The following is a 26,315-nucleotide window of genomic DNA, read 5'->3' on the forward strand; positions in this document are numbered from 1 at the left end:
ATCGCCTAAAATTAAGAAATGAATGAAATAGCGCTCTTAAGAACTGATTCAAATAGCGCTGATTTTAAAACGCTGGTTGGTTTGTTAGACAAAGAACTTGCCATAATAGATGGTAATGAACATGAGTTTTATGCTCATTTTAATAAAATTGACACCATAAAAGAAGTGGTTATCGCTTACCACAACGAAACTCCGGTGGGATGTGGTGCGATAAAACCTTTTTCCAGAAAAGCAGTCGAGGTTAAAAGAATGTTTGTTCACGATAATTTTAGAAATCAGGGTATTGGCAGTAAAATTATAAACGAATTGGAAAACTGGGCACTTGATCTCGAATTCGCTGAATGTATTTTAGAAACCGGCAAAAGACAGCCAGATGCCATTGCACTTTATAAAAAATCTGGTTATCAAATAATTTCGAATTATGGCCCATACATCAATGTTAGCAACAGTGTTTGTATGGCAAAGCGTCTTAAAAGTTAAATCCTCCCCGATAGGAAATACCTCGCATGAAAATTACCTTAACTAATATTGGTAGACGGTTTAACCGAGATTGGATATTTAGGCATATCGAATACGAGTTTACCTCTGGAAACAGCTATGCAATACTTGGGGCTAATGGGTCTGGAAAATCTACGCTCATCAGCGTTCTAAACGGTAGTTTAACCCCCTCTGAAGGTCAGATAACCTACAGCGACAAGCAATCGACTATCGACGTTTCTGACGTGTATAAAGAAATTAGTCTTGCCGCTCCATACCTAGAGTTGGTAGAAACGTTTACCTTGAAGGAGCTTATAAATTTTCATTTCAAATTTAAAGAATTTTCTTCTGGGATGAACGCCTCGAAGTTGATTAGGCTGCTTGGCCTAGAAAGCTCGGCACATAAGGAAATTAGGTATTTTTCTTCTGGAATGAAGCAGCGAACTAAGTTGGCATTGGCATTCTGTGCGGCTACCTCAATATTATTTTTAGACGAACCAACTAGCAATTTAGACGCTCAAGGCCTAGCTTGGTATAACGAACTGACAGAAAATTTTTCAAAAGACAAAATAATCATCGTTGGATCTAATCAAGAACACGAATATAATTTTTGTTCAAAAAAGATACAAGTATCTGACTATAAGTTATTTGAAAATTAATTTATTTACCACACTTTTACCGAAATATCATCGAATTGTATTAATATTTTTTTTTGAAAAAAAGATTAGTTATAACAAAAATTATATTTACTTTTGCACCATCAAATCAAGAGAAAAATTTAGCTTGATTTATGTAAATGTCAGATGGCATTTTTAAGAAATAGAAGATAAAGATTTTTTTCATAGTTTTAGTTTAGGTTTAGGTTGATTGTGCCTTCGGAGTGGTTCCCGAAGGCATTCTTTTTTTTATCCGTTTACCTCTATTTGTTTAATTATGGTTGCAATTTTCGAGGCCGAGAAATACCCTTGGGCTTTAGCCTAAACAATGGCCTATAAATGTTTAGTTTTGCTTCACAACCAACATGATGTACTTCCTTTCAAAAATTCTTGCTTTTTTAATAAGTCCAATTTTATGGATATGTGTTTTGCTGCTTTGCGCCGTTTTTTGCAATAACCAAAAGCGTAAAAAACAGCTGGTCTGGATTTCGTTAATCGCATTGTTCGTTTTTTCAAACGGCTTTTTCTCGGGCAGCGTTCTAAACGCTTACGAGACATCGTACCCAAAGCTAGAAAAATATGATGTTGGCATTGTATTGGGTGGCTTCTCGGACATTAACGCACGAAACAACAGCATTGAGTTTAACGGTTCTGGCGACAGGTTGTTCCAAGCCATAAAACTGTATAAAAGAGGAGTCATCCACAAAATTTTAATAGCAAGCGGAAGCGCCAATCTAATAGACCACAAAATTAGGGAAGCAGATTTGGCTTCCGCTTACCTAAAAGATATCGATATTCCAGATAGCGCTATACTTATAGAAAACAACAGTAGAAATACCATCGAAAATGCAAAAAATAGTGCAAGGTTTATTTCGAATGCTTATAAAAGTCCAAAAATTCTTGTAATTACAAGTGCTTGGCATATTCGGCGAGCAGAATTAATATTCGATAAGGCATTTAAAAAGAAGCTGACTTATTATCCTACCGATTTTGCAGGAAAAACATCTTTTGATTTTAGTGACTTCATCATTCCAAGCGCTGCGGCACTGAATACCTGGCCCATGCTTTTTAAAGAGTGGATAGGATTGGCCCGTAGATAGGTGGAGGATAAGCTGATGGACTGCGCCTATTGCATCTTAATATTCCGTAGAATTGATCTTAGCAATTACGGCTTTACATGGAATTCATTAATCTTACAAATTACCAATGTGGTACCCTGTAATATAGGCGTTTAGCTCTACATTTGCTTCCGGCTTTTATATAAATATTTGGGTGTCTGGTATGTAACTCCTCAAAATGTTTTCAGGCTGTAAAAACCGTCGGTGTTTTGTTCTTTAAGAATTTAATTGTAATTTATGCGTAATCAAAAGATAGAACTCAAATTACCACAACTGATCAACAGGTCAAATCTAAAAAATGCGCCCGACATGAAAAGAAGAAATCAATTATTTTTAGGCATAGCATACATTTTTGTTGGCACAATACTTTTTTCTTGTAATAAGGAAATAACTGCACCCAATGAGGTAAAAAACAACAGCGTGGATGCATACAAAATAGAGGCTGCGAAAGTATTTAATGCTGCTGTAGTTAATAAAGACAAAGAGATGAAACTCAAAATACCCGGTTTTGTCATTCTCGCACCTCAGTGGAAAGATGCTTGGACCGTAGTTAAAACTAGCGAAGAGGAGTATTTAGTAGTTCCGACTATAGAAGGCAGAGTAGAGACTAAAAACGTTACAATGAGAAAGTTATTCCTCTTTGACATGAATAACAAAGTAATTATTTCTGGTCAGATAGTGGAGTTTTTTGGGTTAGATTATGATGTGAATAAAAACTTGACCAAACTAATTTTGAATGAAAAAAATAAAGTCGTAAAAGGCTTTAACGGTGCGATTATTCATTATGACCTTAATTATTGGTGGACATCGGGAGATAGCTTTAAAAATGGCAAAAAAGACGTTAAAAACTTTAGACTAAACCTGAAAGACAGTAAAGTGCCCAAAAATAAGGATGGCACAATTAGTTACACTTTCTCGGGCGGCTAATTAAAAACTTCTGTATATAATAATGTATCAGCCCGAAACCAATGAACATTCTATCGAAATTGGTTAGGCACCTATCTTTTATCCTGATATTAGTTGCAACGTTCAATTATTCAAATGCTCAGTCCTCGAAAGGCAAAAAAGAACTTTTTAATATTACCGAAGTTACGTTAAAAGACACGGCCTTGGTAGATGCGCTGTATTCCTATATCGCACGCCAAACAAAGAACGATACACTATTTAATAGAAAAGGGTATATATGGCTTGTGGTCAATTATCGCCCAACGCCAGATAGAAAAGTGCTTTCAAAGTGTTTTTTCGATAAGAGATTTACTAATTTTGATGACGATGACGCTAGGTTTCCAATCTTCTACACCTATATCAATGGTCGAATGGTAATTATAGAAAACAGCAGGCTTTCAACGGCGATTGACCTTAAGATTTCTAAAAAAAGCAAAAGACACTTTAGGAAATTAATAGAGCCATTTCTATTTGCTAAAGAGACAGATTTTTTAGAAGGACATAAAATAATGGCTCGATTTGGTGAAGTTATGATAATTGATGGCGGTAATATATTCTATAAAATGGAAGATGGAACTTCCTATTCAAAACAAACAGATTATACCGGCGATTAAAGAACGTCAGGTTTTTGGCAAAAGGCGATAAACTATTTCTTTGCTGTCGTAATTTTCGATTTGAAGTGCTTTACGGAGGAAGAGCAATTACACCTCTCGAAGATTAAAAATTCGGATTTTCGAATCTGCGTGAATCGTTCGCTTTAACCAGTTGCCTTTTTTTGGAAGCGCTAGAAGCCAATTTCTAACTTCCGATAACCGACTTCCCTCACCAAAAATTATTTTTTTCTTTTGGTGCAACAGTATGAAAAAACAAATGTCTTATACCAAGAACCTTTAAAAATTTGGAAACAGCTTACTTAGACAAAAACTTACAGTTGGTTAAGCAATGTATGCAGGGAAGTAGCACCGCGCAATTCGAATTGTATAAGTGCTATTGCAAAGCCATGTACAATATTGCGCTCCGCATTGTTAATGTTGAGGAAGAAGCTGAGGACATTCTACAGGAAGCTTTTTTAGACGCCTTTACGCGGATTGCAGATTTTAGACAGGAAAGCACCTTCGGGCTGTGGCTTAAGCAGATTGTAATAAATAAATCTATCAATTACCTGCGAAAACGAAAGCTGGAATTTGTACCCGTAGATGAATTTGTAGAGATTGTGCCAGAACAAGCTGGAGATGACAATGCCCCAACATTGCGAATTGAAGAGGTTAAAGATGCAATAAAACGTTTGCCCGATGGATACCGAGTGGTGTTAAGTTTATACCTGTTAGAAGGTTACGACCATGAAGAGATTGCGCATATCTTAAAAATAAGCGAAAACACAAGCAGAACGCAATACATGAGGGCAAAACAAAAGTTACGATTTTTTTTAAACGAAAAGGGGAATCAACATGATTGATGAGTTAGAAAATTTTATTAAAACGAATAGAAAAGCCTTTAACGATGGCGAGCCGAGCGGAGAAGTATGGGCAAAAATTGCCATAAACCTCCAGCGAAAACGAGCAAAAAGATCTACTCGCTTGCTTACTTGGCTTGGCGGCATCGCAGCCGTATTAACCTTATCTGCAATGGCCTTGCTCTACATCCCAAAATTTATAAATGCCGATGGCACAAGCGGTAACGTTAACTCAGAAATAGCAAATAAGGAAACCAAATATCGCAGCCTAATTATAGAGAAAAAAGACAGCTTGGCAATTTTTGCTTCTTCAAACCCAGATTTGTATAGACGTTTTACCGCCGATTTATTTAAGCTTGACGAAGAATACATTCGATTAAAAGACGAGCTGCAAAGCACGCCAAATAGACCTGTTATTTTAGAAGCAATGATTAAGAATAGAGAAATTCAGCTTAAACTGTTAAAGCAACAGCTCTTAATCATTAACCAAGTCGACAGTTATAATCGAGTAAATCAGATATAACGCAAGGCTTTTTGCGGTAAACCGACCGTAATATTAATAAATGAAGAATGAAAAACACGAAGATACTTATCGGTCTAATGGCCATTTTTTCGGCTAACAGTTACGCCAACAACAACATACAACCCGATGGCAATGTGCAGGCTGTAGCCATGGCAAACACCAATTTGCGTGGCAGTGAAAATCTGTCTGTAGCACACAATCATTTTGATGTTGAAAAAAGCAAAGTATTGAGTAAGGGCTTTCCTCTAAATAAAAACGATAAAGTTTTGTTAAGTAATATTTTTGGGGGCATTACTGTTAAAATTTGGAACAAAAAAGAGATAAAGGTAGATGTATCTATCAAAGCTTCTGGCAATTCTGAGGAAGAGGCTAGCCGACTGCTCGATAACGTAAACGTTACGGCATTAAAAGAAGGAGATCAGGCGAGTTTCAAGACTACCATCGAGGAGTTCAAAACTAAGCGAAAAAATAGGAATGGTAACCAGATAAAAATTTTTTATACCGTATATATGCCAGCAAACAACTCGCTAACGGCAACGCAACAATACGGCAACGTTGTACTGCCAAATTTTTCTGGCGCAACCTACCTCAAGGTTCAATATGGAGATTTAACAACTGGAGACTTATCCAATACCAACAATTATATTAGCGTTCAGTATGGCAAAGCAGCCTTGGGAAACATTAACGCAGCCAAGATAAAGCAGCAATATGGAGGTGGTTTAACGATAAAAACAGTAAACACGCTAGATTTAAGTGCACAATATTCTAAGGTAAATATTGGCTCCATTACCGGAGAAGCTACTATAGACCAACAATACGGCAGCGGTTTAACAATCACTATGGCAAAAAATTTGGTTATAAAATCTCAATACAGCGATGTAAAACTTGGAAAAGCAACTGGATATATCTCTGCAAAACTAGCTTACAGCGGCTTAAATGTCGACAATGTAAGTAATGATTGCAAAAAAATAGAGCTTAGCGCAAGCTACGCCGATGTTTCCTTAGCTTTTGCTGCGAACTTTAACGGCGATTTTAATTTAGGTGTAGATTACGGAAGTTTTAATTATGGGGCGAATGTTGTTGCGCAAAAATCAGATAGCAACAGCTCTAGCACTTCTAAAAAATACTCGGGGAAAATTGGAATTGGTGGTAGCGCAAGCATCAACATCAAGGTAAATTACGGCTCTGTAAAGTTTAATTAAGCAACTGAGGATTTTGTTAAATTGTTTGATTGCTGAATTGTAAAACTGGGTCGCCATGAATGCGCGTTAACGATTGAAATGGCATCCTTTTGGTTTCGCCTTTCAGCGAGACAAAAGATAGAATGAAAAGCGTGTTAAAACGCCCATATTACTTATATTAACCCATGGTACATTATCAATTTCTTAAAAATAACCACCCCGCCTTGCAATTCCCCTCTAAAGGAGGAGAATTGCAAAAGTATTAAAAAACATGAGGGGGAATTCCCCACTTACAGAGGGGTGGTCGCAGACCGGGGTGTCTAATTTCTAATTAACATTTTGATAATAAACTGTTTATTTACGAATCGATAGTGCGCTATTAGTTTATATTATAAATATTTTAATCTGCAAATGCCGAATCGCTTACAATTTAAAAATCTTATCAGTTAACATTCTGTTAACATAAAACCGCTAAATTGCAGCATGAAGTTGAGCGTGTTGGTCTTGTTTACCGCCTTAGCCGTTGGGTTATCCATCGGGATGGTTAATTTCTATTTCCAGCACAGTTGGTATTACCTTATTATCTCATTTGGAGTATCATTTTTGTGCAGCTTTTTGGTATTTTATTACCTCCTCGAAAAATACATCTATACCAAAATTAAACTCATCTATAAGTTAATCCACAACCTAAAGCTTGGCCAGGATTTAAAAGACGCACTTGGTGAGTACGTTAGCGCAGATCCCATTAACGATGTAGAACAAGAAGTAAAAGAATGGGCAGGTGCCAAGAAAAAGGAAATTGATCTGTTAAAAAAACAAGAGCAGTTTCGTCGAGAATTTCTCTCCAACGTTTCGCACGAATTTAAAACACCCCTTTTTGCCATACAAGGGTACATAGAAACATTGCAAGATTGTTTGTTGGATGATCCAGAGCAAGCATTAAAATTTTTAAAAAAGGCCGAAACTAACGTAGAGCGCCTAAGTTACCTCATCGAAGATTTGGATAGTATTTCTAAACTAGAAAGTGGCGAAGCACCTATCATATTTGCAAAATTCGATTTCGTATTGTTGGCGAAAGAGGTAATGGATTATTTAGAAGACACCGCAAAAACCAAAAATATCCAATTACATTTTAAAGAAAAGTACACTGCCTCTACCTTTGTTATCGCCGACCGCGAAAAAATAAGACAAGTGCTGATAAACTTGATTATCAACAGCATAAAATATGGGAGAAAAAGTGGAGATACTTCGATTAAAATCTTCGAGCTGCATGAACAATACCTGATAGAAGTTACAGATAATGGAATCGGGATCGAGGAGAAACATCTATTCCGTTTATTCGAGCGCTTCTATCGCATCGACAGCCATCGGTCCAAGCAAATTGGAGGTACGGGTTTGGGCTTAGCAATTGTAAAGCACATTATCGAGGCGCATGAACAGACCATTTCTGTGCGAAGCACCCCTGGTGTAGGAACCACGTTTGCCTTTACGCTACAAAAATCGGGATAGCAACCTTTAGTGTAACTTTACTTTTAGTCCCTCCATATTGTTGTTTAACTGCAACTGGCAGGCTAAACGAGAATTGGGTAAAAGATCGGGCAAAGTATCTAGCATGGCATATTCATCGTCGCTCATCTCGTGTAGCTTTTCTTCGCCCGCCAATACATCTACGCAACAGGTAGCGCAAAGTGCCATTCCACCGCAGGTTGCCAAAATATCATATTCAGATGCTTTTAAAAACTCCATCAGGCTTAGCCCCATGTCTGTAGGTGCGTCGTGCTCTGTTACAGAGCCATCTGGCTCTTGCATGTAAATGGTAATGTTATTCTCCATAAATAGCAGCTTTTTTACTAAAAGCTTAAATCTGATTTATTAATCTATACATTTTTTTAGCTCCCGCATGTGCGGGACTTTCCACTATATCTTTTGGCAAAAAAAGCCAAAAAGCATGCCGTTTCAATCGTTAAGGCAATAAATATCGCAAAAAAACCGTGTAGCAGCCAAAAACGCTTATTCGTTTAAAATTCTGCAACACCGTTTACCGTGGTATATTTCATGGTGTATTTTACACCAGGATTGATGTATTTGTAGGCACTATGGCTCATTAAAGAAGCTTCGTGGAAACCACATAAAATGAGTTTCAATTTATTTACATACGTATTTATATCGCCTATTGCATAAATGCCGGGTATATTGGTCGAGTAATCATCGGTATTTACCTCTATTGCACTTTTGCTAATGTTAAGGTTCCATGCTTCTATAGGGCCAAGTTTTGGGCTTAATCCAAACAGCGGTATCAAATGGTCTGCAGCTATGGAGGTTTTCTCCATGGTTCGGTTTTGAACTACCTCTACCTGCTCTAATTTATCGCCACCGTTTACCGAGTGAAGGTTGCTGTTTAATACCAAATTTATTTTTCCGCTTTCGGCAAGGCTCATCACTTTCGCTACAGAATCTGGTGCTCCCCTAAAACTTTCGCTACGGTGAATCAATGTAAGTTCAGAACATACTTCTGCAAGATAAATCGTCCAATCTAGCGCAGAGTCTCCTCCCCCGGCAATTACCATCTTCTGGTCGCGGTATTTTTCTGGGTCCAAAATCATATAATTAACCCCTTTGCCGTTTTCAAACTTATCTAAGTTTTCTACAGCTGGTTTTCGCGGCTCAAAACAGCCAAGTCCACCGGCTATTACCACACATTTTGCATGTACTTCTGTACCCATATTGGTGGTGAGCAAAAAATCGCCTTCAGCTCTCTTTTCCAAGCCCTCAATGCGTTCGCCAAGGGTAAACGTTGGATGAAACGGCTTTGCTTGTTCCATTAAATTATCTACTAATTCTTGGGCCAAAACAGATGGATAACCTGGAATATCGTAAATAGGTTTCTTAGGATAAATTTCAGAAAGCTGCCCACCAACTTGCGGCAAATAATCTATTAAATGGCAACGCATTTTTAACAAACCAGCTTCAAAAATTGCGAATAACCCAACCGGGCCAGCACCAATAACGGCAATATCAGTAGAGATCATTTAAAAAAATTTTGATGCGAAGTTACAAAAAAGCCATTCAAAACCGCAGGTCAATGGTCAATTTTGTGAAATAATCTACAAATTTAGTAGTTTTTATTTTTTTACCACTTCATTCCCAAATTCTGGAACACAAAACTCCATACATCTGTCGCTTCATCTATCTGTTTTGCGGTTGGCTTTCCTGCTCCATGGCCAGCCTGGGTGTCTATTCGTATCAGCATGGGTTCTTTCCCTGTATATTTTTCTTGCAAAGTTGCTGCAAATTTAAAAGAATGCGCAGGCACTACTCGATCATCGTGATCGGCAGTGGTAATAAGCGTTGCAGGATAATTTACGTTGCTTTTTATGTTATGCAAAGGCGAGTATCTGATTAAATAATCGAAATCTTCTTTTTTATCGCTGCTGCCATATTCTACCGCCCAGCCCCAACCTACAGTAAATTTGTGGTAGCGAAGCATATCTAGAACCCCAACCGCAGGCAGTGCAACCTTAAAAAGGTCTGGCCTTTGGATCATACATGCACCTACCAAAAGACCACCATTTGATCCGCCAGAAATAGCAATTTTACTTGGGTTGGTATAGTTTTCTTTAATCAAATATTCAGCAGCACCGATGAAATCATCAAACACATTTTGCTTTTTTTCTAGCATTCCAGCCTTATGCCAAGCTTCGCCATACTCGCTGCCACCACGCAAACTCGGCTGCACATAAATGCCCCCATGTTCTAAAAACAACATACGCGATAAACTAAAACCAGGGGTTAAGCTTATTTGAAAACCACCGTACCCGTAAAGGTAAACCGGATTGTTGCCATCTAACTTAATTCCCTTTTTGTGTACAATGAACATAGGTACTTTTGTTCCATCTTTAGAAGGATAAAAAACTTGCTTGGTTTCGTAATTATCTGTGTTTAACTTAAATTCTGATTCCCGGTAAACAGAAGAACTTGTCGAAGCGATGTTATAATGATAGATGGTATTCGGAGTAGTAAAATTAGTAAAGGAATAAAAAAAGTTCTTGTCGTTTTTATGTGCGCCAAAACCAGTTGCAGTGCCAATGGCAGGTAATGCTATCGGACCAATTTCCTTGCCAGATAAGTCAAATTGTACAATATTGCTGCTGGCGTCTTTCAAATAACTGGCCCATAAAAATCCGCCGCCTGTATTTATGCCTTCTAAGGCAAGCTTAGATTCTGGAATGATGGTCTTCCAATTTTTTGCAGCTGGATTCTTTGGGTCTATAAGCACCACTTTTTTATTTTCAGCATCAAGATCCGTTTCTAACAGTAGCTTGCCACCTATATTATCTACAACCTGATGGTTATTTTTGTAGCCTGGTACAAGCAAAGTAATCTTGCCGTTTGCATCGGTTAAATCTTTAGAATAAACGGCATTGCCCGACGTGCCTGCACTAGCGGTGAGGACTAAAAAATGCTCATCCTCTGTAGTTTCTGCACCAAAATAAAGGTTTGGGTTTGTCTTATCCTCAAAAACTAATTGATCTGTCTTTTGATCTTCTCCCAACTTGTGGAAATAGACTTTTTGATATTTATTTGCCGCAGAAAGATTTGTTCCCTTTGCAGGCTCATCAAAACGGCTGTAATAAAACCCTTCGCCTTTCCAAGCTGCACCAGAAAATTTCGTCCATTTTAGTTCGTCGGGTAACTTACGTTTTGTGGCGATTTCCATCACATAAATATTGCTCCAATCAGAGCCACTTTGCGCGATAGAATAGGCAACGTATTTATCATTTTTAGAAAAGCCAAGAAGAGATACCGATGCGGTACCATCGCTGGTTATTGTGTTTGGATCTAAGAAAACTTCCTCTGCTCCATCTATTCCCATTTTTACGAACCAGATACTTTGATTCTGTAGGCCATCATTCTTGCTGAAGAAATAGTAATCGCCAATTTTAAACGGTGCTGTTTCTTTTGGATAATTCCATATTTCTGTAAGCTGCTTCTTTATGTCTTCTTTAAATGGAACCAGCGACAAGTAGTTTTGTGTAAGCTTATTTTCTGCGTTTACCCAGGCATTGGTTTCGGCAGAACTATCGTTTTCTAACCAACGATATGGATCGGATATGATGGTGCCAAAATAATTGTCTTTTATACTATCTTTTCTGGTATCTGGATATTTCATCAACGTAATTTTTGTTACGGGAGCTTCTTGTTTGCAAGAAAACAACCCGAGCACAAATAAGTAAATAGGCAACGGCTTTCTCATCATCAAAATAAACTATTTACTAAGATATGTTTTTCCTACCGTGCTTTCAAGCCTTCCGATTTTAAGCTTTTTAGTTACATTTGTGCATTATCTTATGACTAAAAACATCTATTTTGCGTCTGATTTTCATTTAGGTAGCCCAACCTACGCAAAAAGCAGGGAGCGAGAAGCGCGCATTGTTAAATGGCTAGATTATATAGAGCCCACTTGCAGCGAGCTCTTTCTAATGGGTGACGTTTTTGATTTTTGGTTCGAATACGCTAAGGTTATCCCCAAAGGATTTATCCGTTTTCAGGGTAAAGTGGCGCAAATGGCAGATGCTGGAATAAAAATCTACTTTTTTAAGGGCAACCACGATATGTGGGTAAAAGATTATTTTACAGAAGAGCTGGGCATGCAGATTATCAGCGATGAATTTATAATGGAGCGCGGAGGCAAGAAATTTTTCCTTCACCATGGCGATGGATTAGGCCCTGGCGATAAGAAGTATAAATTTTTACGCAAAGTTTTTAGAAATAAGCTCTCTCAGTGGTTGTTTGAAAGGGTGCATCCTAATTTTGGCATAGGCTTGGCAAATGCTTGGGCAAACGAGAGCCGCGCATCAAGTATCAAAGAAGAAAAATTCTTTGGTGCTGATCATGAATGGCTAGCCATCTATTCGAGAGAGCAGCTTCAAAAAGCGCATTACGATTACTTTATATTTGGTCATAGGCATTTACCAATCGAAATAGAATTGGGCAAAGGCAGCAGATACATAAACATAGGCGAATGGTTAAGCTTTAATTCTTACGGCGTTTTTGATGGCGAGGAATTGAGGCTGGAGTATTTTGGGAAAAAAGATTAAAGCAGAAAGACCTTGTATATGTAAGGCGAACTACTAGGCCGCAGGAGGCGTTGCCCTCGCTACAAGAAGAAGCATATCAACAGAAATTTTCAAAAAAATCGAATTAGAGAATAGTCCGCGTACCTGATGAAAAACTATCTTTGCTCTCGCAAAAAAATAGTATAAAAAAAGTCCCGATTTTTATCGAGACTTTTTAATAATATGCCGAAACATTAAGCGCCTAATTGAATGCGTTTAAAAGCGATGACAGTTAAAAGGCTTGGAGTTTAACAGCTGCATATTATAACTTCTTGATTTACTCATCTTAATGTGTGTTAGACCCTATTACTGGACAGTTACAAAAGCTATATTTTAAATTGTTAAGTTTGCGCTTTCAGGTAAGCATTTTTTTTAATCATCACCATTAAACTAAAAACAGTATTAGTATGGGCTTTAAACAAACTTTTAAGTGCCTGTTTCTTCTCTTGTGCACAATTTCACTAAGCTCTTGTTTCCAGGTAATAGAAGAAATTAACGTTAGAAACGATGGCACCGGCGATGTTTTACTTACCATTAATTTAAGCCAGAGTAAAACCAAGGTAGCATCTATAATGCTTTTAGACAGCGTACAGGGTTATAAAGTGCCAAGCTGCCAGAAACTACAGCAGGAAATAAATGAAGCCGTAGCGTACTTAAAGAAGAGCGAAGGAATTAGCAATGTTAAAAGCACCAGCGATTTTAACACCTTTATAGTAACCATCGGGTTTTCTTTTAAGGATATTGCAAACATAAATAACCTGACGAAAAACATCTTAATAAAGCATAAAATAAAAGCCACCAATAACTCTTCGTACAGTTACAACAAGGCAACCAAAACTTTTACTAGGAAATATCAGCCAGTTGCCAATGCGAAAACAGAGTTTAATAAACTTAATAGCAAGGATAAAGCTATTTTTAAGGGCGCCACATACACTAGCATTTATCGTTTCCAATCGTTGGTTACCAACAAAACAAATGCTGCATCAAAACTATCCAAATCTAAAAAGGCCGTAATGCTGCGCGGTCTCATCACCGATTTAATCAATGGAAAAATAAACATCAATAATCAAATACAGCTATCTAAATGAAAAAAATTCTAATTGCAACCCTTCTCTTCTTTGCCACTGTACAAACCCGGGCACAAGATTTAGTTAAGAAAATACCTGCAAATGCCTTTGCCGTGGCAACCGTTAAAGGTAATAACATCTTCAAATTAATGTTGATTAAGGATTTTAACCAATCTTATGTGGGGAAGAAAATTCTAGAAAAAACCGCTAAATCTCTAGAAAAACCATTTTCTAGCATAGAAGATTTTGGTGTGGATTTAGAAAAAAACATGTATTATTTTAATCAACTTACCGATAGCATTTCTTACAACTGTTTTCTATTGCCTTTAAAGGATGCTAACAAATTTGAAAGGCTAATTAACCAAAAGCAAAACAAAATTTCTGTTAACGGCGATGTAAAAACTATGGTTTTTCCAGATAGTAGCGGTATCTTAAAGTGGGACAAAAAAATGCTATACATTACAAGCGGCTCTATAAAAAGTAATTTCTTCTCAGACTCTGCAAAAGCTGCGCAGTATGGCATTAAAGAGGTTCGCTACCAAAATGAGTATGGCGTTGATATGGTTACAGATAGTGTTGCCGTAGTGGCCGATGAGGCTGCTGATGCGGTAATGAGTGCAGAGGATATTGATAGTATGGCCGTGGATATTCCGCCTCCTATAGTACGAAAGGAAAAACATCAAACAACTGTAAAAAAATCTACACAGAAAAAAATAACTCCAACTAAAGGCAAAAAGAAAAAACACGATTCAAAAGCCAATGAAGCTGTTGTCGAAACTGTCATTACACCTGCATATCCGGCTAACAATACAGACACCGCTTACGCAACTACAACATACGTAGATGCTTATGCGAAATATGAATTGGCACGAGCCGCAGAAGAATCAAAGAAAAAAGCTTTGGCCTTAACTTGGCTAGCTGAACAAGCAGAACAAGTTTTCACTTCAAATTACCCATCTATAGAGACAAACAAAAGTTACAAAACCAGTTTAGATGATAAGGCAGTTGCACAGTTCTGGGTGTCTAATTTACAAAACGCCTACAACTACATGATGCCTAGATACTTTCCCTATGGCAAATATAGCACAAAGGGTTTAACGGGAAAACTGGGCGCTACCATGGGCTATAAAGGCCTTAACGCCAAGCTTTTTATGGATGGTAAAAGCGTACGGATATCTACCGGAATTGAAATGGATAAAAATTGGGCTGATGCTTATAAAAGAATTACCAGCAGAAAGTTAAATAAAAAGTTTTTAAAATATGTAAATAGCGATAAGGCCATTGGGTTTATAGGGTACTCCATTGATACAAAATCTTACCTACAAGAATTCCCCAAGTTTATGAGAAGCACTTACGGTATGCTGTTAGCAGATAAAAAAGAAGAAATTGATTTAGCTACAGATTTATTTTCTTTGCTGTTAGATGAAGAAGCGGTAAGTAAGGTGATAAAGGGAGATGCTTTTCTTATTGTAAACGATGTGAAAGTAAAAGATGTAACATATACTGGCTATGATTATGATGATAATTACGATAGAAAAGAAGTAATCAAGACCAAAAAAGAGACTGTGCCAGATTTCCTTTTCATGTTTTCATCAGACGATACCCGTTTGATAACTAAGCTCATCAAATATGGTATAGATAAAAACTATGTAACAGTTGACAATAGTATCTACAAAATAAAAGCAGCCAAAAGCCCGATAGACATTTACTTTATGATTAAAGATGGCATCGTGTTTTTTGGAAATTCTCTGTCAGAATTGCAAAGCATCAGCAATAATACTTTTAAAGGCAACATAAGTAGAGCGGATAAAAATTTAGCTAGAAAAAGTAACTTCAGTTTTTTGTTTAATGCAAAAAACCTAGCCAACAAACTAACTGGTTCCGACTTGGGCGATGCCAAAACCATTAAAAAATACAATGAAACCTTAGGCCTAATGAGTAACATTTACCTAAAAACTAACCCGATAAAGGGCAATGTGGTTTCGTTTGAGTTAGGCTCCACCATACCAGATGGACAAGAAAATGCATTAAAATATTTGTTTGCTTTGATAGAAAATGCAGCAAAATAGTTGAGTAATAAATCAACGAAAAAGCACGTCTATTTTGCTAGTTAGTTTATGGTATGAAAAAATTTATAAAAATAACCGTAGCGATAATCTTATCGCTACTTCTTTTTTTAGTACTGGGCTTGCAATACCGCCAATATTTAGCAAATCGCATCTATATCCCTAAACGTGCTACTGCGGTTATAAAAATTAGTGTAGATGAAATTTATAAAACAATAGGTTTAAATATTATTACCAGTGTTGGCTACTACAGCAAGAAAGATACCGCTAAAACTGCCAAAAAAACAGATATTGGTTTAACATTGCCAGCAAATATTTACTTTTTTAATACCGGCGCACGGCAAGACGTTTACTTTTCTAAATTTAAAGTTACAAACTTCAAATTGCTCGAAAACTTTTTATACAAAATCCTGGGCTTAACAAAAGATTCAACACAAAATTTAGCGAGGAGTAAAAGCAATAAGATCGTCGTTTTTTATACGAAAACGAGCGCAGTAATTTCCTTTTCTATAAATCGTAATATTTCTAACCAGGCATTGGCTGATATTATTGCAGAAAAAGATTTTGCACCTTTAAGCGATAGTAACTTTAAACAATTGGTAAAAGCCAGCGACGATATTGTTTACCAAGATAATGAAAGCTTTGCCACACTTAATTTTAACAACGGCAATGTTGCTTTTAAAGCCACTACTGTTTTGCCGGCCCTAGTACCAAACACAGCTTACCACAATGCCATTAATTACGATAGTAGCACCATTACGGCTTGGCTTGATGCCGATGTAAAGCAAATAAAAAATAGAACATTTAAACTAGGCCAGTTAAGCATGCAGACCGATAGTTTGTTAAAATACTACGGAGGTGGTTTTAATTTAAATTGGCTGGGCACAACAACGCAAATAGATAGTGTTATTACCTACGGGTATAATGATGATTTTGAAAAGATTGAAGAGCTAACCTTGCAAAAAAAGAAAATTCCGAATTTAACTGCCAATATAAAAGCAAACGCCAAAGGTTTAAAAAACTATTTGGCCAACCAAGGCTTTTTAAACTTAGATAGCAACAAGGTAAATAGACAGGCTTTTCCGTTATACAAAATATTTTTAGCAAACGATAGCGATAACCTCTACCTGGCCACAAGTAGTTCTGCTAAAGCTAAACAAATGGGCGTAAACACCAGCGGTTTTTGCATGCTTTATGTTAATTTCCAAAAACTCGTTGCGCAGTCAGCTATTCCATCATTAAACCAGAGACTTAGTTTATATCAAACCCTTATGATTACTGGAAGACAACAAAAAAATAGGCAGGTTCTTTTTAGTGGACAGTTAAAACTGAAAGACAAAAAGCATAACTCGTTAGTTAAAATTTTAAAGAATTTTTAACCGATATTAAATTGAAGCTTTTTTTACTAGTATCCGCAGTTAGTAACTGCCAATATTCTTAAGATTAGATAACAGAGATTATTACAAAAAACCAAAGCATAAAAAAAGCTTCTCGAACACCGAGAAGCTTTTCCTATTAAAATAGGTTTGATTAAGCGCCTAATTGAACACGTTTAAAAGCAGTTACAGTTAAACCTTTAGAAGTTTCGTCTAAAAATTTACTTACGCTTTTCGAACTATCCTTTACAAACTCTTGGTTTAGTAAAGTGCTGTCTTTATAGAATTTATTAAGCTTACCTGCTGCGATCTTCTCTATCATTGCTTCTGGCTTACCTTCTGCACGGATCTGCTCTTTAGCTATCTCTATTTCACGTTCGATGGTGTGAGGATCAACATCGGCTTTATCTAAAGCCACAGGATTCATTGCAGCAATTTGCATGGCCACATCTTTTCCTGCTTCGTCTACCCCAGATCCATCTTGGTTTAAAGCAACCAAAACGCCCAAACGGTAATTGCTGTGAATGTAAGGAACAACCTTTTCACCTTCTACAACCTCGTATTTCGAAATACCGATTTTCTCACCAATTTTTCCGGTGTTTTCAATAATTACATCAGCAACTGAAGCACCGTTTAAAGTAAGTGCTAGAAGAGCCTCTAACGTTGCAGGATTTTGCTCTATAGCCAAATCTGCAAACTTGTTCGCCAATTCAACAAAATCGGCATTTTTTGCCACGAAATCAGTTTCGCAATTAAACTCTAAAACCACTCCTCGTTTACCATCGGCAGTAGCTTTTGCTATTACCACACCTTCGTTGCTTTCGCGATCCTGACGGCTAGCGGCAACTTTTGCACCTTTTTTACGCAGGTAATCTACCGCGGCTTCAAAATCGCCATTGGCTTCTACCAAAGCTTTTTTGCAATCCATCATACCTGCGCCAGTTTGTTGACGCAATTTATTTACATCTGCTGCAGAAATTTGTACTGTAGACATTTCTTTTTATTTTAGCCCCCCTCATTCCCCCCAAATGGGGGGAGGAGCGAGATGTTTATCTTAATAAGTTTCAAAGCCCTCTCCTCTGGGGAGGGTTGGGTGGGGCTTTATTTTTCTGTTTTAGCTTCTTTTTCTTCTACTTCAGTTGCCTTTTCAACGGCAGCTTTTGGAGCAGCGCTTTCTTCTAACACAGGAGCTTTTTCAGCTTCAGGAGCTTTTTCAGCTTCAGGAGCTTTTTCAGCTTCAGGAGCTTTTTCAGCTTCAGGAGCTTTTTCAGCTTCAGGAGCTTTTTCTGCAGCGGCTTTCGGAGCAGCAACTTCTTCCTTTACAGGAGCTGCTTCTTTAGTTGCTGTGGCTGCTTCTTTAGCAGGAGTTTCTGTTTTTGCAACTGCTTCAGCATCTGCACTTGCAGCTCTTTTTCTACGAGGCTCTTTAACCTCTGGCTCGTCTGCGGCAGCTTTTGCAGCTACTGCTTCTTTTTCAGCTTCGTCTTCCTTTTCGCGCTTACGCTCATCTAAACCTTCTTGGATTGCGTTAATCACAATATCAGTAATTAAGGTAATAGATTTTGTAGCATCATCGTTAGATGGAATTGGAAAATCTATGTTCGAAGGATCTGAATTTGTATCAACCATCGCAAAAGTTGGGATGTTTAATTTCAGCGCCTCGGTAACAGCGATGTGTTCTCTTTTAACATCTACCAAGAAAAGTGCAGCTGGCAAGCGGTTTAAATCTGCAATACCGCCTAAAAGGCTTTCTAATTTGATACGCTCGCGCTGAATCATTAGACGTTCTTTTTTAGATAAGATTGTGTAAGTACCATCTTTGGTCATCTTATCTATGTTGCCCATCTTTTTGATAGACTTGCGCACGGTAGCAAAGTTGGTAAGCATACCACCTAACCAACGCTCGGTTACGAAAGGCATGTTAACTTTTGCAGCTTGTTCTGCCACAATTCCTTTTGCTTGCTTTTTAGTAGATACAAATAAAATCTTTCTACCAGACTTAACAATCTGCTTGATTGCAGCTGCTGCTTCTTCTGTTTTAGATAAAGTTTTGTTTAAATCTATAATATGGATGCCATTACGCTCCATGAAAATATATGGAGCCATTTTTGGGTTCCATTTACGGGTAAGGTGACCAAAATGTACACCTGCATCCAATAAATCTTGATATGTTGTTCTTGCCATTGTGTTTGTCTCCTTTGATTAACGTTTACTGAATTGGAATTTTTTACGAGCTTTTGCACGTCCTGGTTTCTTACGTTCAACCATACGGCTATCACGTGTCATTAACCCTTTGGCGCGCAATGCAGGTTTTTTCTCCGCATCAAGTTCCACAATTGCTTTGGCTATAGCCAAACGAACAGCTTCTGCTTGTCCTTTAATTCCGCCACCTGCTAAATTTACTTTGATATCGTAACGACCAACTAGCTCAGCAACTTCTAAACTTTGGTTAACAATATACTGTAAAGGTAGTGTAGGGAAATATTCTTTGTAATCTTTACCGTTAACGGTAATTGCGCCTGCGCCATCTTTTAAGTAGATGCGGGCAACAGCTGTTTTTCTTCTTCCCGAAGTGTTTGTAACTTGCATTTAATTAAAGTTTAATGGTTGTTGGAGATTGTGCCGAATGCGGATGCTCTGTACCTGCATAAACAAAAAGATTGGTGTACAATTTTTTGCCTAATTTAGTTTTAGGTAGCATTCCTCTAACTGCTTTTTCTACTACACGACGAGGGTGTTTGTCCATTAACTCTTTTGGAGAAATAAAACGCTGACCGCCTGGATAGCCAGTGTAAGAAACGTACCGCTTATCGGTAAACTTCTTTCCAGTCAATTTAACCTTCTCTGCATTGATAACTATTACATTATCGCCGCAATCTACGTGTGGGGTGTACTCTGGCTTGTTTTTACCACGGATGATCATTGCGATCTTCGATGACAAGCGCCCCAAAATCTCTCCTTCAGCATCAACTACAACCCACTGTTTGTTAACAGTTTTGGCATTGGCAGAGACAGTTTTGTAACTTAACGTATTCACTTGCTTTTATTTAATTGATTAATTATTTGTTAATTCCCTCTTTTTTAAAGGACTGCAAAGATAGCGTAAATAGTTTTGTTATCAAATAGTTGGGCGAAGATTTTTAGGATGAGGCTAAGATTGAGACCGAGGTCGAGGATTAGCCGAAATCGAAGAAAACAGAAATGTTAAGTGTTGAAAGTTGCAAGCGCACTACTTTCTGTAAAAGCGAGATTAGCGTATTCCCGAACAATTGTCACGCTGAGCCTGTCGAAGCGCCTGAAATCATCCTTGCGAAGCACCAAGCAATCTACCCCAACCCCTAAAGGGGCTTTTAAGCAAAATATCCAAAGTCCCCTTTAGGGGATTTAGGGGTGGGGGATTTAGGGGAAACGTCATTGCAGAAATTCTTCGGTAAGAACAGCCCCGCTGTTCACTGTAGCCGCTCCACCCACAAACCCCTGCGCTTGGCGGGCTGCCGCTGACATCGGGTTTAGGAACTTGGGTTTGTGCAAGAAAGTTAATTTGTAAAATTACACTACGCTGCAGAGGTATTTAATCTTCAGTTGCGTACCACTAAATCTTAATAGTTTTCCTTTAAAATATTTACTCCATTTCACACCGTAATATAAATACCTAACCAGATAAATAGCGGTTAAAAGGATGAATATTTCCCAAATTATAATTTTTGACTCATCTAATGAGGAAGTGGTTTTTTGAGTAAAGGAGGCCAATTGGCGATTAAGCATTTCAATTTCCTTTTTCTCTTGGGTGTACTTCTTATAAAGATTAGTAAAATTGGCTGTAGGTTTATAATTGGTTAGATCGTAGATATTATTAAATGCATCAAAATCTTTTCCTATATATTTTTTTACTGCATTACCGTAACCGTCCACCATGCCTTTGTATATCAGTTGCCTAATATCCTTTTTTGCCATCGATTTCTTAAAGTTATCGAAACTACCAACATCAATTCTCTTATTCGTTACATTTCTATAAAGCTTAAGTAGAGGGTCGTTACTATGATTCATTCTGCTCGTTAGGGTTTCTAGATTATTTCTACGAGTTGCAATTTTATTTTCTATCGAATTTATGTTTTCAGTCTGAGTTCTAATCTTAGCTTGGCTAAAGGAATCTAGAAGATTTAAAATTAAAAAAGTCAATAATACTATTACTAAACAAATCATTAGTAAAATAAATTCCCTTGCGATAATTTTTTTTAATTTTAAATTCATCGAGTTAGTTAGATTGACTCCAAATGTAAGAATTACTCAATTAATGTGGCTTCAACTAAGCACTAAAAAAAAGTCAGGGTTACAGAAATTATAAAAGCAGATTATACAATAGACTATCAAATAGACTTCGAATTCTCAGATGATAGCAATAACTTAATCGATTTTGCATCTTTTTTAAATTCGACCAAAAACCCTATGGCCGAAAAATAACACTTATATTTTTAATAGATTATTTAGATTGTATTTGAGCTGTTATTTATTGGCGCAATTTGCATTTTGTTCTAAAGTAAGGGTGGCATATTTTGCAATTCTACCAATCATCGGGCTTAAAACCAATCTGTTTTCTGGGTTCGGCTTTCTTTTCTATAAGTTCGTCTAGGTAGCTAAATACGAGTTCAATGTTTTTATCGTGGTTTTGTAGGTGCCGTTTAATATCAGCTATTTCAACTTTTAAATCGGATTGATCTTGTAACAGAGTTCTTAATTTGACAAAAATTCTTACAATTTGAATATTTACTTGTATCGCTTGTTGGCTATTTAGAACGCTAGAAAGCATCAATACACCGTGTTCGGTAAAAACATTAGGTGCCTTTCTTAAACCCATTTTGATAGTATTGGATGTCACAAATTGTGATTTCCAATTTTCCAACTCATCTTTAGTTAACTGAAACATAAAATCTTCAGGAAACCTTTCGATGTTTCTTTTAACAGCTTGATTTAGAACCCTAGTTTCTACACCATAAAGTTCTGCCAAATCTCTATCGAGCATCACTTTGTGACTTCTTATTTCGTAAATTTTATTTACAACAATGTTATCGGCGAATGTATCTGTAAGATTTGAGCGCATAAACATAGAGGCTAAAAAATATTCTGATAAGGGCGAATTTTAAAGTTTCTCATCATTAACTTCTATCCAAATATTATCGGGATTTTGTAAATAAATCTGCTTTACGCCATCTGGCCGTACTTGCGGTGTTTTAGAATCTTGTTTCCAGTTGCCATATTTAATGTGCAATGCGTCTAAATGTTTTGTAAAATCGGCCATGCTTGCAACCGAATATGCAAAATGCGAGTTAATATCGTGCTCGGTAATTTCGGCTGCACCTTGTATTAAATGTAGGTTTGTATATGGGCCGGTTTTTAGCCACACATGCTTACCATCATGAAAGGGCTCCGGTATTTCTTTTAACTTCATCACATCCTTATAAAAGGCTGCGCTCTTCGCCAAATCCTTTACATAAAGTGCAACATGGTTGGCCTTTACGGCATCTTGTGCATTTGTATTTAACATAATTCCGCTAAGTGAAAACAGTAAGATAAATTTAAGAATAGTTGTTCTCGTTCTCATAGTTTAATGCTTTAACATCGATTTATAATTCGCAAGGGTGCTGCTTACCATTAGATTAATTAGTTATTTCAACAGTTTAGATTTTTCAAGTCAAACAAAGCTGGAAATAGTTTTATCAATTTAGAGACTATCAGAATCCAAAATGGTAGTTCTAAAATAGTAATACATATTGGTATATCAAATATTAGACGCAAATCCATTGCCAATTCTAGCTGCTAAGTTCGCATTAATATTCATCCTGCCGGTAAAGGAATTTGCGACATCTCCAATAAATATGGAATCACAGTTTTTCTAAGCCGATTCTTTATCAAACTTTAACGATTATTAATTATATTTGTTTAATGCCAAAATTATATGAATACTTAGACTTATTATACTTTTTTACTCTAATGAACATGACCCATTCATGTACATGGAAAATACCAAGGAACGGAAAGTAAGGCGGAAATAATCTTTATTGATGGCGTTTTTAAAGAGATTCGGATTTCTGACGTAAAAGGTAAAAAACCGTTGGATACGAAGAACATTAAAAATTTTAAGGTTTTCGTTGAGGCTTACAGAAATGAAATCGTTAACAAATGGATAGCGTATTTTGTGTACAACAAACCAATCCAAACAGAAATAATCACTAAAAATATAACCATGGTTATAGAAATTATAAAAGCAGATTATATAAAAGACTATCAAATAAACTTTGAATTCTCAGACGGTAGCAACAAGTTAGTCAACTTTGAACCTTTCTTAAATTCGGCTAAGAACCCTACGTCCAAAAAATACTTGGATAAGAGCGAATTTCAAAATTTTACGTTGGAGTTTGGCGATATTGTTTGGAACGACTATGAACTTTGTTTCCCAATTTGGGATTTGCACCAAGGTAAAATTTAGTTGCCTCATAAAGAATAATCCCACTCCCAACCCGTATTTTTATCCGTCTGTCTCTATCTACCCAACATATCCAAGTCTCCTTTAGGGGATTTAGTGGTGGGGATTTAGGGGTGGGGATTTAGGGGTTTTTCTTTCCTTTTTCTCTTGCACTAAAACGTTTAATGTGGTAAGTTTTGTGCTTTTTGCACTGCCTAACCAACATTTAAAATATTTCCTAAACCATGAAAAAATTAACCTTTAAGCTTACGCTCGCAGCGTTGTTTTTATTGCAAACTATCGCATTTTCTACTTTTGCAAAGAACAAGACATCGGCAACAGCCAAAAAACCTAATGTAATAGTCATATTAGCCGATGATATGGGTTTTTCTGACATTGGTTGCTACGGCGGCGAAATACCCACGCCAAATATAGATATGCTCGCTAACAAGGGCGTTCGGCTAACAGACTTTTACAACAATTCTAGGTGCTGCCCAACAAGAGCTTCGCTTTTAACAGGCCTTTATCCGCACCAAGCGGGTATAGGCGACATGGCAGAAGACCCCGAAAATAAAACCATACATGATGAGCATGTGCCAGGCTACCGTGGCTTTTTAACTCCAAATACCGTAACCATCGCAGAGGTAATGCGTACAGCAGGTTATCACACCTACATTACCGGAAAATGGCATGTAGGCATGCATGGCAAAGAGAAATGGCCTTTACAACGTGGTTTCGATAGGTATTATGGGATACTTTCTGGCGCATCCAGCTATTTGCGTCCCTTCCCACCAAGAGGAATAACGACTGATAACGGTGCAATGCAGTATGATTTTCCAGATAATTATTACACCACAAATGCTTTTGGAGGCAATGCCATTAAGTTTATCACAGAACAAAAAGATACCAAACCATTTTTTATGTACTTGGCTTTTAATGCGCCGCATTGGCCATTGCAAGCTTTGCCAGAAGACATAAAATTGATGGAAGGCCTTTACAAAAAAGGCTGGGATTCTGTTAGATATGAGCGAATGAAAAAGCAGGTGGCAATGGGATTAACCAAACAAGATTGGGGTCTAGCCGAGCGGGAAATGCGGCATTGGGTTGATCTAACAGACCAACAGAAAAAAGACGTGACCTACCGAATGACCGTATATGCGGCCATGGTTTATAGAATGGATAAGAAGATAGGCGATTTGATGGCCACCTTAAAGAAACGAAACGAGTTAGACAATACCTTAATCATTTTCATGTCTGATAATGGTGCCTGTGCAGAACCTTACCAAGAATTGGGAGGCGGAAGGATGAGTGAAATTAATGATGGTTTAAAGTATGGCCCAATATCGTACGGTATGGGATGGACCAACGTATCGAACACGCCATATATAAAAAATACAAAAACCAAACGTACGAAGGTGGAATTTCTGCTCCATTAATTGCCTTTTGGCCAGACCGTATAAAAAAAGAAGTTGGCAAACTAAACAAAACCCCTTTCCACACTATAGATTTAATGAAAACTGTTTGCGATGCAGGAGGCGCAACTTATCCAAGCACTTTTAAAGGGAACAAAATTACCCCAACAGAAGGCATAAGCATGTTGCCTACGTTTATAGAAGGCAGCGGAAAAACTCACGAATATTTCTATTGGGAACACGAGGGACATTGCGCAGTAAGATACAAAAATTGGAAAATTGTAAAACCTGCTTTGGCGGATGCGTGGGAACTATATGACCTTACCGACGACCGAACAGAAAGAACGAATGTGGCTCATCAGCATCAAGACATTGTTAAAAAGCTAGACGAAAAATGGGAAACGTGGGCAAATAGCCACCAAGTTTTTCCAAAAGGAAAAGACTTTCAAGACAATGTGGCCAATCATTTTAATAAGTATGCAGAGTAACACTAACCGTTAACTTTTCTGAAAAACTGAAATAGGCAGCCAAAATTACTTTGGCTGCCTATTTAGTTTAGCGCTTTATTTAGCTCCAATAAGAAATAAGACAACATTAGCTGTTAGGTTGCCTTTTCCGTACACTACTATTTTCCAATTTATCTTTTGGAGAAAGTGCAATTCTCCATAATAATGTTCCAGTAAATTCCGCTGTTAAGCAATTGGTAAACGACTTTCATTATCTGCTACTTTTATAACATATATTCGGTTGTTGTGTCGACTAGTCATAGGAACGATTAGGCCTAATATAAACTTGTCGCAAACCTACATAACCGGCTACCACTAACCAAGCATTAACGGAGCTTTATTTCAAACAAACCAAACTCCCCATTCCTGTAATGGATGGAGGCCCGTTACTTCTTTTAACCCAACGGCCCCAAGATAGGCGAAGCCACAACTTAAGCTTGTGCAACTGTTCGTTGCCGCCAAGGGTATCCGACCTGATTATAGTTCCTATCATTGCCTAACGCATATCCGGCACACCAAGCGATGATATGTTTTGCAAAGTGGTTGCCCCTAAACTTGGCATCTGTAGCGATACGGTGTATATAGACTGTCGGTTGGGCGTCCCGTTCTCCCCAAATCGATGGGTCGCCTAAAGCTAGGCCGGATACACAGGCAATCTCCCCATCCATCACGATCTGCCACTGGAGACCTTCGGCTACCGTCTTTACCACCAAGCTTCTCTCAAATCCCCGCCGATTGACCATTCCTTTCTCTCTCTGGCAGACAGCTGCCGAATCGTAAAGGCCCAGGATGACATCAATATCGTGGCGGGCATCCTGTATAAAATCCATTGTATATCCAATGTTATCCAAATAGAAATAAAAAAAAGTCCATAAACAGGAAGGTCCCCGTAGCGTTTCCGCTACGGGGACCTTCCCTCTTTTAAGATCTGGCACCGACCTACTCTCCCACGTGTTACC

General features: G+C 37.6%; 26 protein-coding genes and 1 pseudogene. 16 read left to right on the plus strand and 11 right to left on the minus strand.

The genetic code is table 11. The features are described from left to right. Nucleotides 1-18: 18 nt before the first annotated feature. The 9 genes from ABIB40_RS15995 (at nt 19) to ABIB40_RS16035 (ending at nt 7,862) form a co-directional block, all read left to right on the plus strand. Complete coding sequence (locus ABIB40_RS15995; RefSeq protein WP_354360393.1) at nt 19-480, plus strand: GNAT family N-acetyltransferase; 462 nt, start codon at nt 19-21, stop codon at nt 478-480. Between the two features lie 26 nt (nt 481-506). Beyond that, nucleotides 507-1,136 carry an ABC transporter ATP-binding protein gene (locus ABIB40_RS16000; RefSeq protein ID WP_354360394.1) on the plus strand — a complete coding sequence of 210 codons (630 nt, stop codon included), beginning with the start codon at nt 507-509 and terminating at the stop codon, nt 1,134-1,136. Between the two features lie 362 nt (nt 1,137-1,498). Beyond that, complete coding sequence (locus ABIB40_RS16005) at nt 1,499-2,233, plus strand: YdcF family protein (protein WP_354360395.1); 735 nt, start codon at nt 1,499-1,501, stop codon at nt 2,231-2,233. A gap of 255 nt (nt 2,234-2,488) precedes the next feature. After that, complete coding sequence (locus tag ABIB40_RS16010) at nt 2,489-3,178, plus strand: hypothetical protein (protein WP_354360396.1); 690 nt, start codon at nt 2,489-2,491, stop codon at nt 3,176-3,178. A 41-nt stretch (nt 3,179-3,219) separates the two neighbouring features. Further along, nucleotides 3,220-3,810: a hypothetical protein gene (locus ABIB40_RS16015; RefSeq protein ID WP_354360397.1), complete on the plus strand. Its 591-nt coding sequence runs from the start codon at nt 3,220-3,222 to the stop codon at nt 3,808-3,810. Between the two features lie 284 nt (nt 3,811-4,094). Then, nucleotides 4,095-4,652, plus strand: coding sequence for an RNA polymerase sigma factor (locus tag ABIB40_RS16020; RefSeq protein WP_354360398.1), 558 nt, complete (start codon nt 4,095-4,097; stop codon nt 4,650-4,652). After that, the gene (locus ABIB40_RS16025; RefSeq protein ID WP_354360399.1) at nt 4,645-5,172 is read left to right on the plus strand and encodes a hypothetical protein; all 528 of its coding nucleotides are present in this window, start codon (nt 4,645-4,647) and stop codon (nt 5,170-5,172) included. The genes ABIB40_RS16020 and ABIB40_RS16025 overlap by 8 nt, the downstream gene beginning before the upstream one ends. 47 nt (nt 5,173-5,219) lie before the next feature. After that, nucleotides 5,220-6,374, plus strand: coding sequence for a hypothetical protein (locus tag ABIB40_RS16030; RefSeq protein WP_354360400.1), 1,155 nt, complete (start codon nt 5,220-5,222; stop codon nt 6,372-6,374). Nucleotides 6,375-6,836: 462 nt separating this feature from the next. Beyond that, nucleotides 6,837-7,862 (plus strand): sensor histidine kinase, encoded by a 1,026-nt coding sequence (locus tag ABIB40_RS16035; RefSeq protein ID WP_354360401.1) that lies wholly within the window; start codon nt 6,837-6,839, stop codon nt 7,860-7,862. A gap of 6 nt (nt 7,863-7,868) precedes the next feature. Here the strand turns inward: ABIB40_RS16035 and ABIB40_RS16040 are convergent, their stop codons facing one another. From ABIB40_RS16040 to ABIB40_RS16050, 3 genes are all read right to left on the minus strand, one after another. Next, nucleotides 7,869-8,186 (minus strand): 2Fe-2S iron-sulfur cluster-binding protein, encoded by a 318-nt coding sequence (locus ABIB40_RS16040; protein WP_354360402.1) that lies wholly within the window; start codon nt 8,184-8,186, stop codon nt 7,869-7,871. A gap of 185 nt (nt 8,187-8,371) precedes the next feature. Then, nucleotides 8,372-9,382 (minus strand): NAD(P)/FAD-dependent oxidoreductase, encoded by a 1,011-nt coding sequence (locus ABIB40_RS16045; RefSeq protein WP_354360403.1) that lies wholly within the window; start codon nt 9,380-9,382, stop codon nt 8,372-8,374. A gap of 101 nt (nt 9,383-9,483) precedes the next feature. Next, nucleotides 9,484-11,610: a prolyl oligopeptidase family serine peptidase gene (locus ABIB40_RS16050; protein ID WP_354360404.1), complete on the minus strand. Its 2,127-nt coding sequence runs from the start codon at nt 11,608-11,610 to the stop codon at nt 9,484-9,486. Between the two features lie 91 nt (nt 11,611-11,701). Here ABIB40_RS16050 and ABIB40_RS16055 point away from each other — a divergent pair, with 91 nt between their 5' ends. The 4 genes from ABIB40_RS16055 (at nt 11,702) to ABIB40_RS16070 (ending at nt 16,981) form a co-directional block, all read left to right on the plus strand. Then, on the plus strand, nt 11,702-12,451 hold the full coding sequence (locus tag ABIB40_RS16055; protein ID WP_354360405.1) for a UDP-2,3-diacylglucosamine diphosphatase: 750 nt from the start codon (nt 11,702-11,704) through the stop codon (nt 12,449-12,451). A 425-nt stretch (nt 12,452-12,876) separates the two neighbouring features. Further along, nucleotides 12,877-13,557, plus strand: a complete 681-nt coding sequence (locus tag ABIB40_RS16060; protein ID WP_354360406.1) for a hypothetical protein — start codon at nt 12,877-12,879, stop codon at nt 13,555-13,557. Beyond that, nucleotides 13,554-15,605 carry a hypothetical protein gene (locus ABIB40_RS16065; RefSeq protein WP_354360407.1) on the plus strand — a complete coding sequence of 684 codons (2,052 nt, stop codon included), beginning with the start codon at nt 13,554-13,556 and terminating at the stop codon, nt 15,603-15,605. Before ABIB40_RS16060 ends, ABIB40_RS16065 begins: the two co-directional genes overlap by 4 nt. 53 nt (nt 15,606-15,658) lie before the next feature. Further along, nucleotides 15,659-16,981, plus strand: coding sequence for a hypothetical protein (locus ABIB40_RS16070; RefSeq protein ID WP_354360408.1), 1,323 nt, complete (start codon nt 15,659-15,661; stop codon nt 16,979-16,981). Between the two features lie 151 nt (nt 16,982-17,132). On the opposite strand, the gene tsf is transcribed toward ABIB40_RS16070, so the two are convergent. The 7 genes and pseudogenes from tsf to ABIB40_RS16105 all read right to left on the minus strand — a co-directional run bounded on the left by tsf (nt 17,133) and on the right by ABIB40_RS16105 (nt 22,577). Continuing rightward, the gene (gene tsf / locus ABIB40_RS16075; RefSeq protein WP_354360409.1) at nt 17,133-17,972 is read right to left on the minus strand and encodes a translation elongation factor Ts; all 840 of its coding nucleotides are present in this window, start codon (nt 17,970-17,972) and stop codon (nt 17,133-17,135) included. 380 nt (nt 17,973-18,352) lie between these two features. Further along, nucleotides 18,353-19,162 (minus strand): annotated as a pseudogene (gene rpsB, locus ABIB40_RS16080) (30S ribosomal protein S2); the annotation flags it as partial. Nucleotides 19,163-19,180: 18 nt separating this feature from the next. Continuing rightward, complete coding sequence (gene rpsI / locus ABIB40_RS16085) at nt 19,181-19,567, minus strand: 30S ribosomal protein S9 (protein ID WP_354360410.1); 387 nt, start codon at nt 19,565-19,567, stop codon at nt 19,181-19,183. A 4-nt stretch (nt 19,568-19,571) separates the two neighbouring features. Further along, complete coding sequence (rplM, locus tag ABIB40_RS16090) at nt 19,572-20,015, minus strand: 50S ribosomal protein L13 (RefSeq protein WP_354360411.1); 444 nt, start codon at nt 20,013-20,015, stop codon at nt 19,572-19,574. A 512-nt stretch (nt 20,016-20,527) separates the two neighbouring features. Further along, nucleotides 20,528-21,025, minus strand: a complete 498-nt coding sequence (locus tag ABIB40_RS16095; RefSeq protein WP_354360412.1) for a hypothetical protein — start codon at nt 21,023-21,025, stop codon at nt 20,528-20,530. A 514-nt stretch (nt 21,026-21,539) separates the two neighbouring features. Beyond that, nucleotides 21,540-22,076, minus strand: coding sequence for an ORF6N domain-containing protein (locus ABIB40_RS16100; protein ID WP_354360413.1), 537 nt, complete (start codon nt 22,074-22,076; stop codon nt 21,540-21,542). A 39-nt stretch (nt 22,077-22,115) separates the two neighbouring features. Next, on the minus strand, nt 22,116-22,577 hold the full coding sequence (locus ABIB40_RS16105; protein ID WP_354360414.1) for a VOC family protein: 462 nt from the start codon (nt 22,575-22,577) through the stop codon (nt 22,116-22,118). Between the two features lie 510 nt (nt 22,578-23,087). On the opposite strand from ABIB40_RS16105, the gene ABIB40_RS16110 reads away from it, so the two are divergent. From ABIB40_RS16110 to ABIB40_RS16120, 3 genes are all read left to right on the plus strand, one after another. Further along, on the plus strand, nt 23,088-23,462 hold the full coding sequence (locus ABIB40_RS16110; RefSeq protein ID WP_502931065.1) for a DUF2442 domain-containing protein: 375 nt from the start codon (nt 23,088-23,090) through the stop codon (nt 23,460-23,462). A gap of 221 nt (nt 23,463-23,683) precedes the next feature. Next, on the plus strand, nt 23,684-24,874 hold the full coding sequence (locus tag ABIB40_RS16115; RefSeq protein ID WP_354360415.1) for a sulfatase-like hydrolase/transferase: 1,191 nt from the start codon (nt 23,684-23,686) through the stop codon (nt 24,872-24,874). Beyond that, nucleotides 24,796-25,338 carry a sulfatase family protein gene (locus ABIB40_RS16120; protein ID WP_354360416.1) on the plus strand — a complete coding sequence of 181 codons (543 nt, stop codon included), beginning with the start codon at nt 24,796-24,798 and terminating at the stop codon, nt 25,336-25,338. The genes ABIB40_RS16115 and ABIB40_RS16120 overlap by 79 nt, the downstream gene beginning before the upstream one ends. 449 nt (nt 25,339-25,787) lie before the next feature. Here the strand turns inward: ABIB40_RS16120 and ABIB40_RS16125 are convergent, their stop codons facing one another. Beyond that, nucleotides 25,788-26,099 (minus strand): hypothetical protein, encoded by a 312-nt coding sequence (locus ABIB40_RS16125; RefSeq protein ID WP_354360417.1) that lies wholly within the window; start codon nt 26,097-26,099, stop codon nt 25,788-25,790. Nucleotides 26,100-26,315 lie beyond the last annotated feature (216 nt).

The sequence above is a fragment of the Pedobacter sp. UYP30 genome, assembly GCF_040547165.1.
In the GTDB taxonomy this organism is placed as follows: domain Bacteria; phylum Bacteroidota; class Bacteroidia; order Sphingobacteriales; family Sphingobacteriaceae; genus Pedobacter.

What these genes read in the sequence shown, in the direction of transcription:
- ABIB40_RS16040 (WP_354360402.1), bottom strand. Translation starts at nt 8,186, where the DNA reads ATGGAGAATAACATTACCATTTACATGCAAGAGCCAGATGGCTCTGTA.
- ABIB40_RS16055 (WP_354360405.1), top strand. Translation starts at nt 11,702, where the DNA reads ATGACTAAAAACATCTATTTTGCGTCTGATTTTCATTTAGGTAGCCCA.
- ABIB40_RS16000 (WP_354360394.1), top strand. Translation starts at nt 507, where the DNA reads ATGAAAATTACCTTAACTAATATTGGTAGACGGTTTAACCGAGATTGG.
- ABIB40_RS16100 (WP_354360413.1), bottom strand. Translation starts at nt 22,076, where the DNA reads ATGCGCTCAAATCTTACAGATACATTCGCCGATAACATTGTTGTAAAT.
- ABIB40_RS16115 (WP_354360415.1), top strand. Translation starts at nt 23,684, where the DNA reads ATGAAAAAATTAACCTTTAAGCTTACGCTCGCAGCGTTGTTTTTATTG.
- ABIB40_RS16070 (WP_354360408.1), top strand. Translation starts at nt 15,659, where the DNA reads ATGAAAAAATTTATAAAAATAACCGTAGCGATAATCTTATCGCTACTT.
- tsf (WP_354360409.1), bottom strand. Translation starts at nt 17,972, where the DNA reads ATGTCTACAGTACAAATTTCTGCAGCAGATGTAAATAAATTGCGTCAA.
- ABIB40_RS16035 (WP_354360401.1), top strand. Translation starts at nt 6,837, where the DNA reads ATGAAGTTGAGCGTGTTGGTCTTGTTTACCGCCTTAGCCGTTGGGTTA.
- ABIB40_RS16060 (WP_354360406.1), top strand. Translation starts at nt 12,877, where the DNA reads ATGGGCTTTAAACAAACTTTTAAGTGCCTGTTTCTTCTCTTGTGCACA.
- ABIB40_RS16125 (WP_354360417.1), bottom strand. Translation starts at nt 26,099, where the DNA reads ATGGTCAATCGGCGGGGATTTGAGAGAAGCTTGGTGGTAAAGACGGTA.
- ABIB40_RS16120 (WP_354360416.1), top strand. Translation starts at nt 24,796, where the DNA reads ATGGACCAACGTATCGAACACGCCATATATAAAAAATACAAAAACCAA.
- ABIB40_RS15995 (WP_354360393.1), top strand. Translation starts at nt 19, where the DNA reads ATGAATGAAATAGCGCTCTTAAGAACTGATTCAAATAGCGCTGATTTT.
- ABIB40_RS16030 (WP_354360400.1), top strand. Translation starts at nt 5,220, where the DNA reads ATGAAAAACACGAAGATACTTATCGGTCTAATGGCCATTTTTTCGGCT.
- ABIB40_RS16010 (WP_354360396.1), top strand. Translation starts at nt 2,489, where the DNA reads ATGCGTAATCAAAAGATAGAACTCAAATTACCACAACTGATCAACAGG.
- ABIB40_RS16025 (WP_354360399.1), top strand. Translation starts at nt 4,645, where the DNA reads ATGATTGATGAGTTAGAAAATTTTATTAAAACGAATAGAAAAGCCTTT.
- ABIB40_RS16105 (WP_354360414.1), bottom strand. Translation starts at nt 22,577, where the DNA reads ATGAGAACGAGAACAACTATTCTTAAATTTATCTTACTGTTTTCACTT.
- ABIB40_RS16045 (WP_354360403.1), bottom strand. Translation starts at nt 9,382, where the DNA reads ATGATCTCTACTGATATTGCCGTTATTGGTGCTGGCCCGGTTGGGTTA.
- ABIB40_RS16095 (WP_354360412.1), bottom strand. Translation starts at nt 21,025, where the DNA reads ATGAATCATAGTAACGACCCTCTACTTAAGCTTTATAGAAATGTAACG.
- ABIB40_RS16015 (WP_354360397.1), top strand. Translation starts at nt 3,220, where the DNA reads ATGAACATTCTATCGAAATTGGTTAGGCACCTATCTTTTATCCTGATA.
- ABIB40_RS16050 (WP_354360404.1), bottom strand. Translation starts at nt 11,610, where the DNA reads ATGATGAGAAAGCCGTTGCCTATTTACTTATTTGTGCTCGGGTTGTTT.
- ABIB40_RS16065 (WP_354360407.1), top strand. Translation starts at nt 13,554, where the DNA reads ATGAAAAAAATTCTAATTGCAACCCTTCTCTTCTTTGCCACTGTACAA.
- ABIB40_RS16005 (WP_354360395.1), top strand. Translation starts at nt 1,499, where the DNA reads ATGATGTACTTCCTTTCAAAAATTCTTGCTTTTTTAATAAGTCCAATT.
- rpsI (WP_354360410.1), bottom strand. Translation starts at nt 19,567, where the DNA reads ATGCAAGTTACAAACACTTCGGGAAGAAGAAAAACAGCTGTTGCCCGC.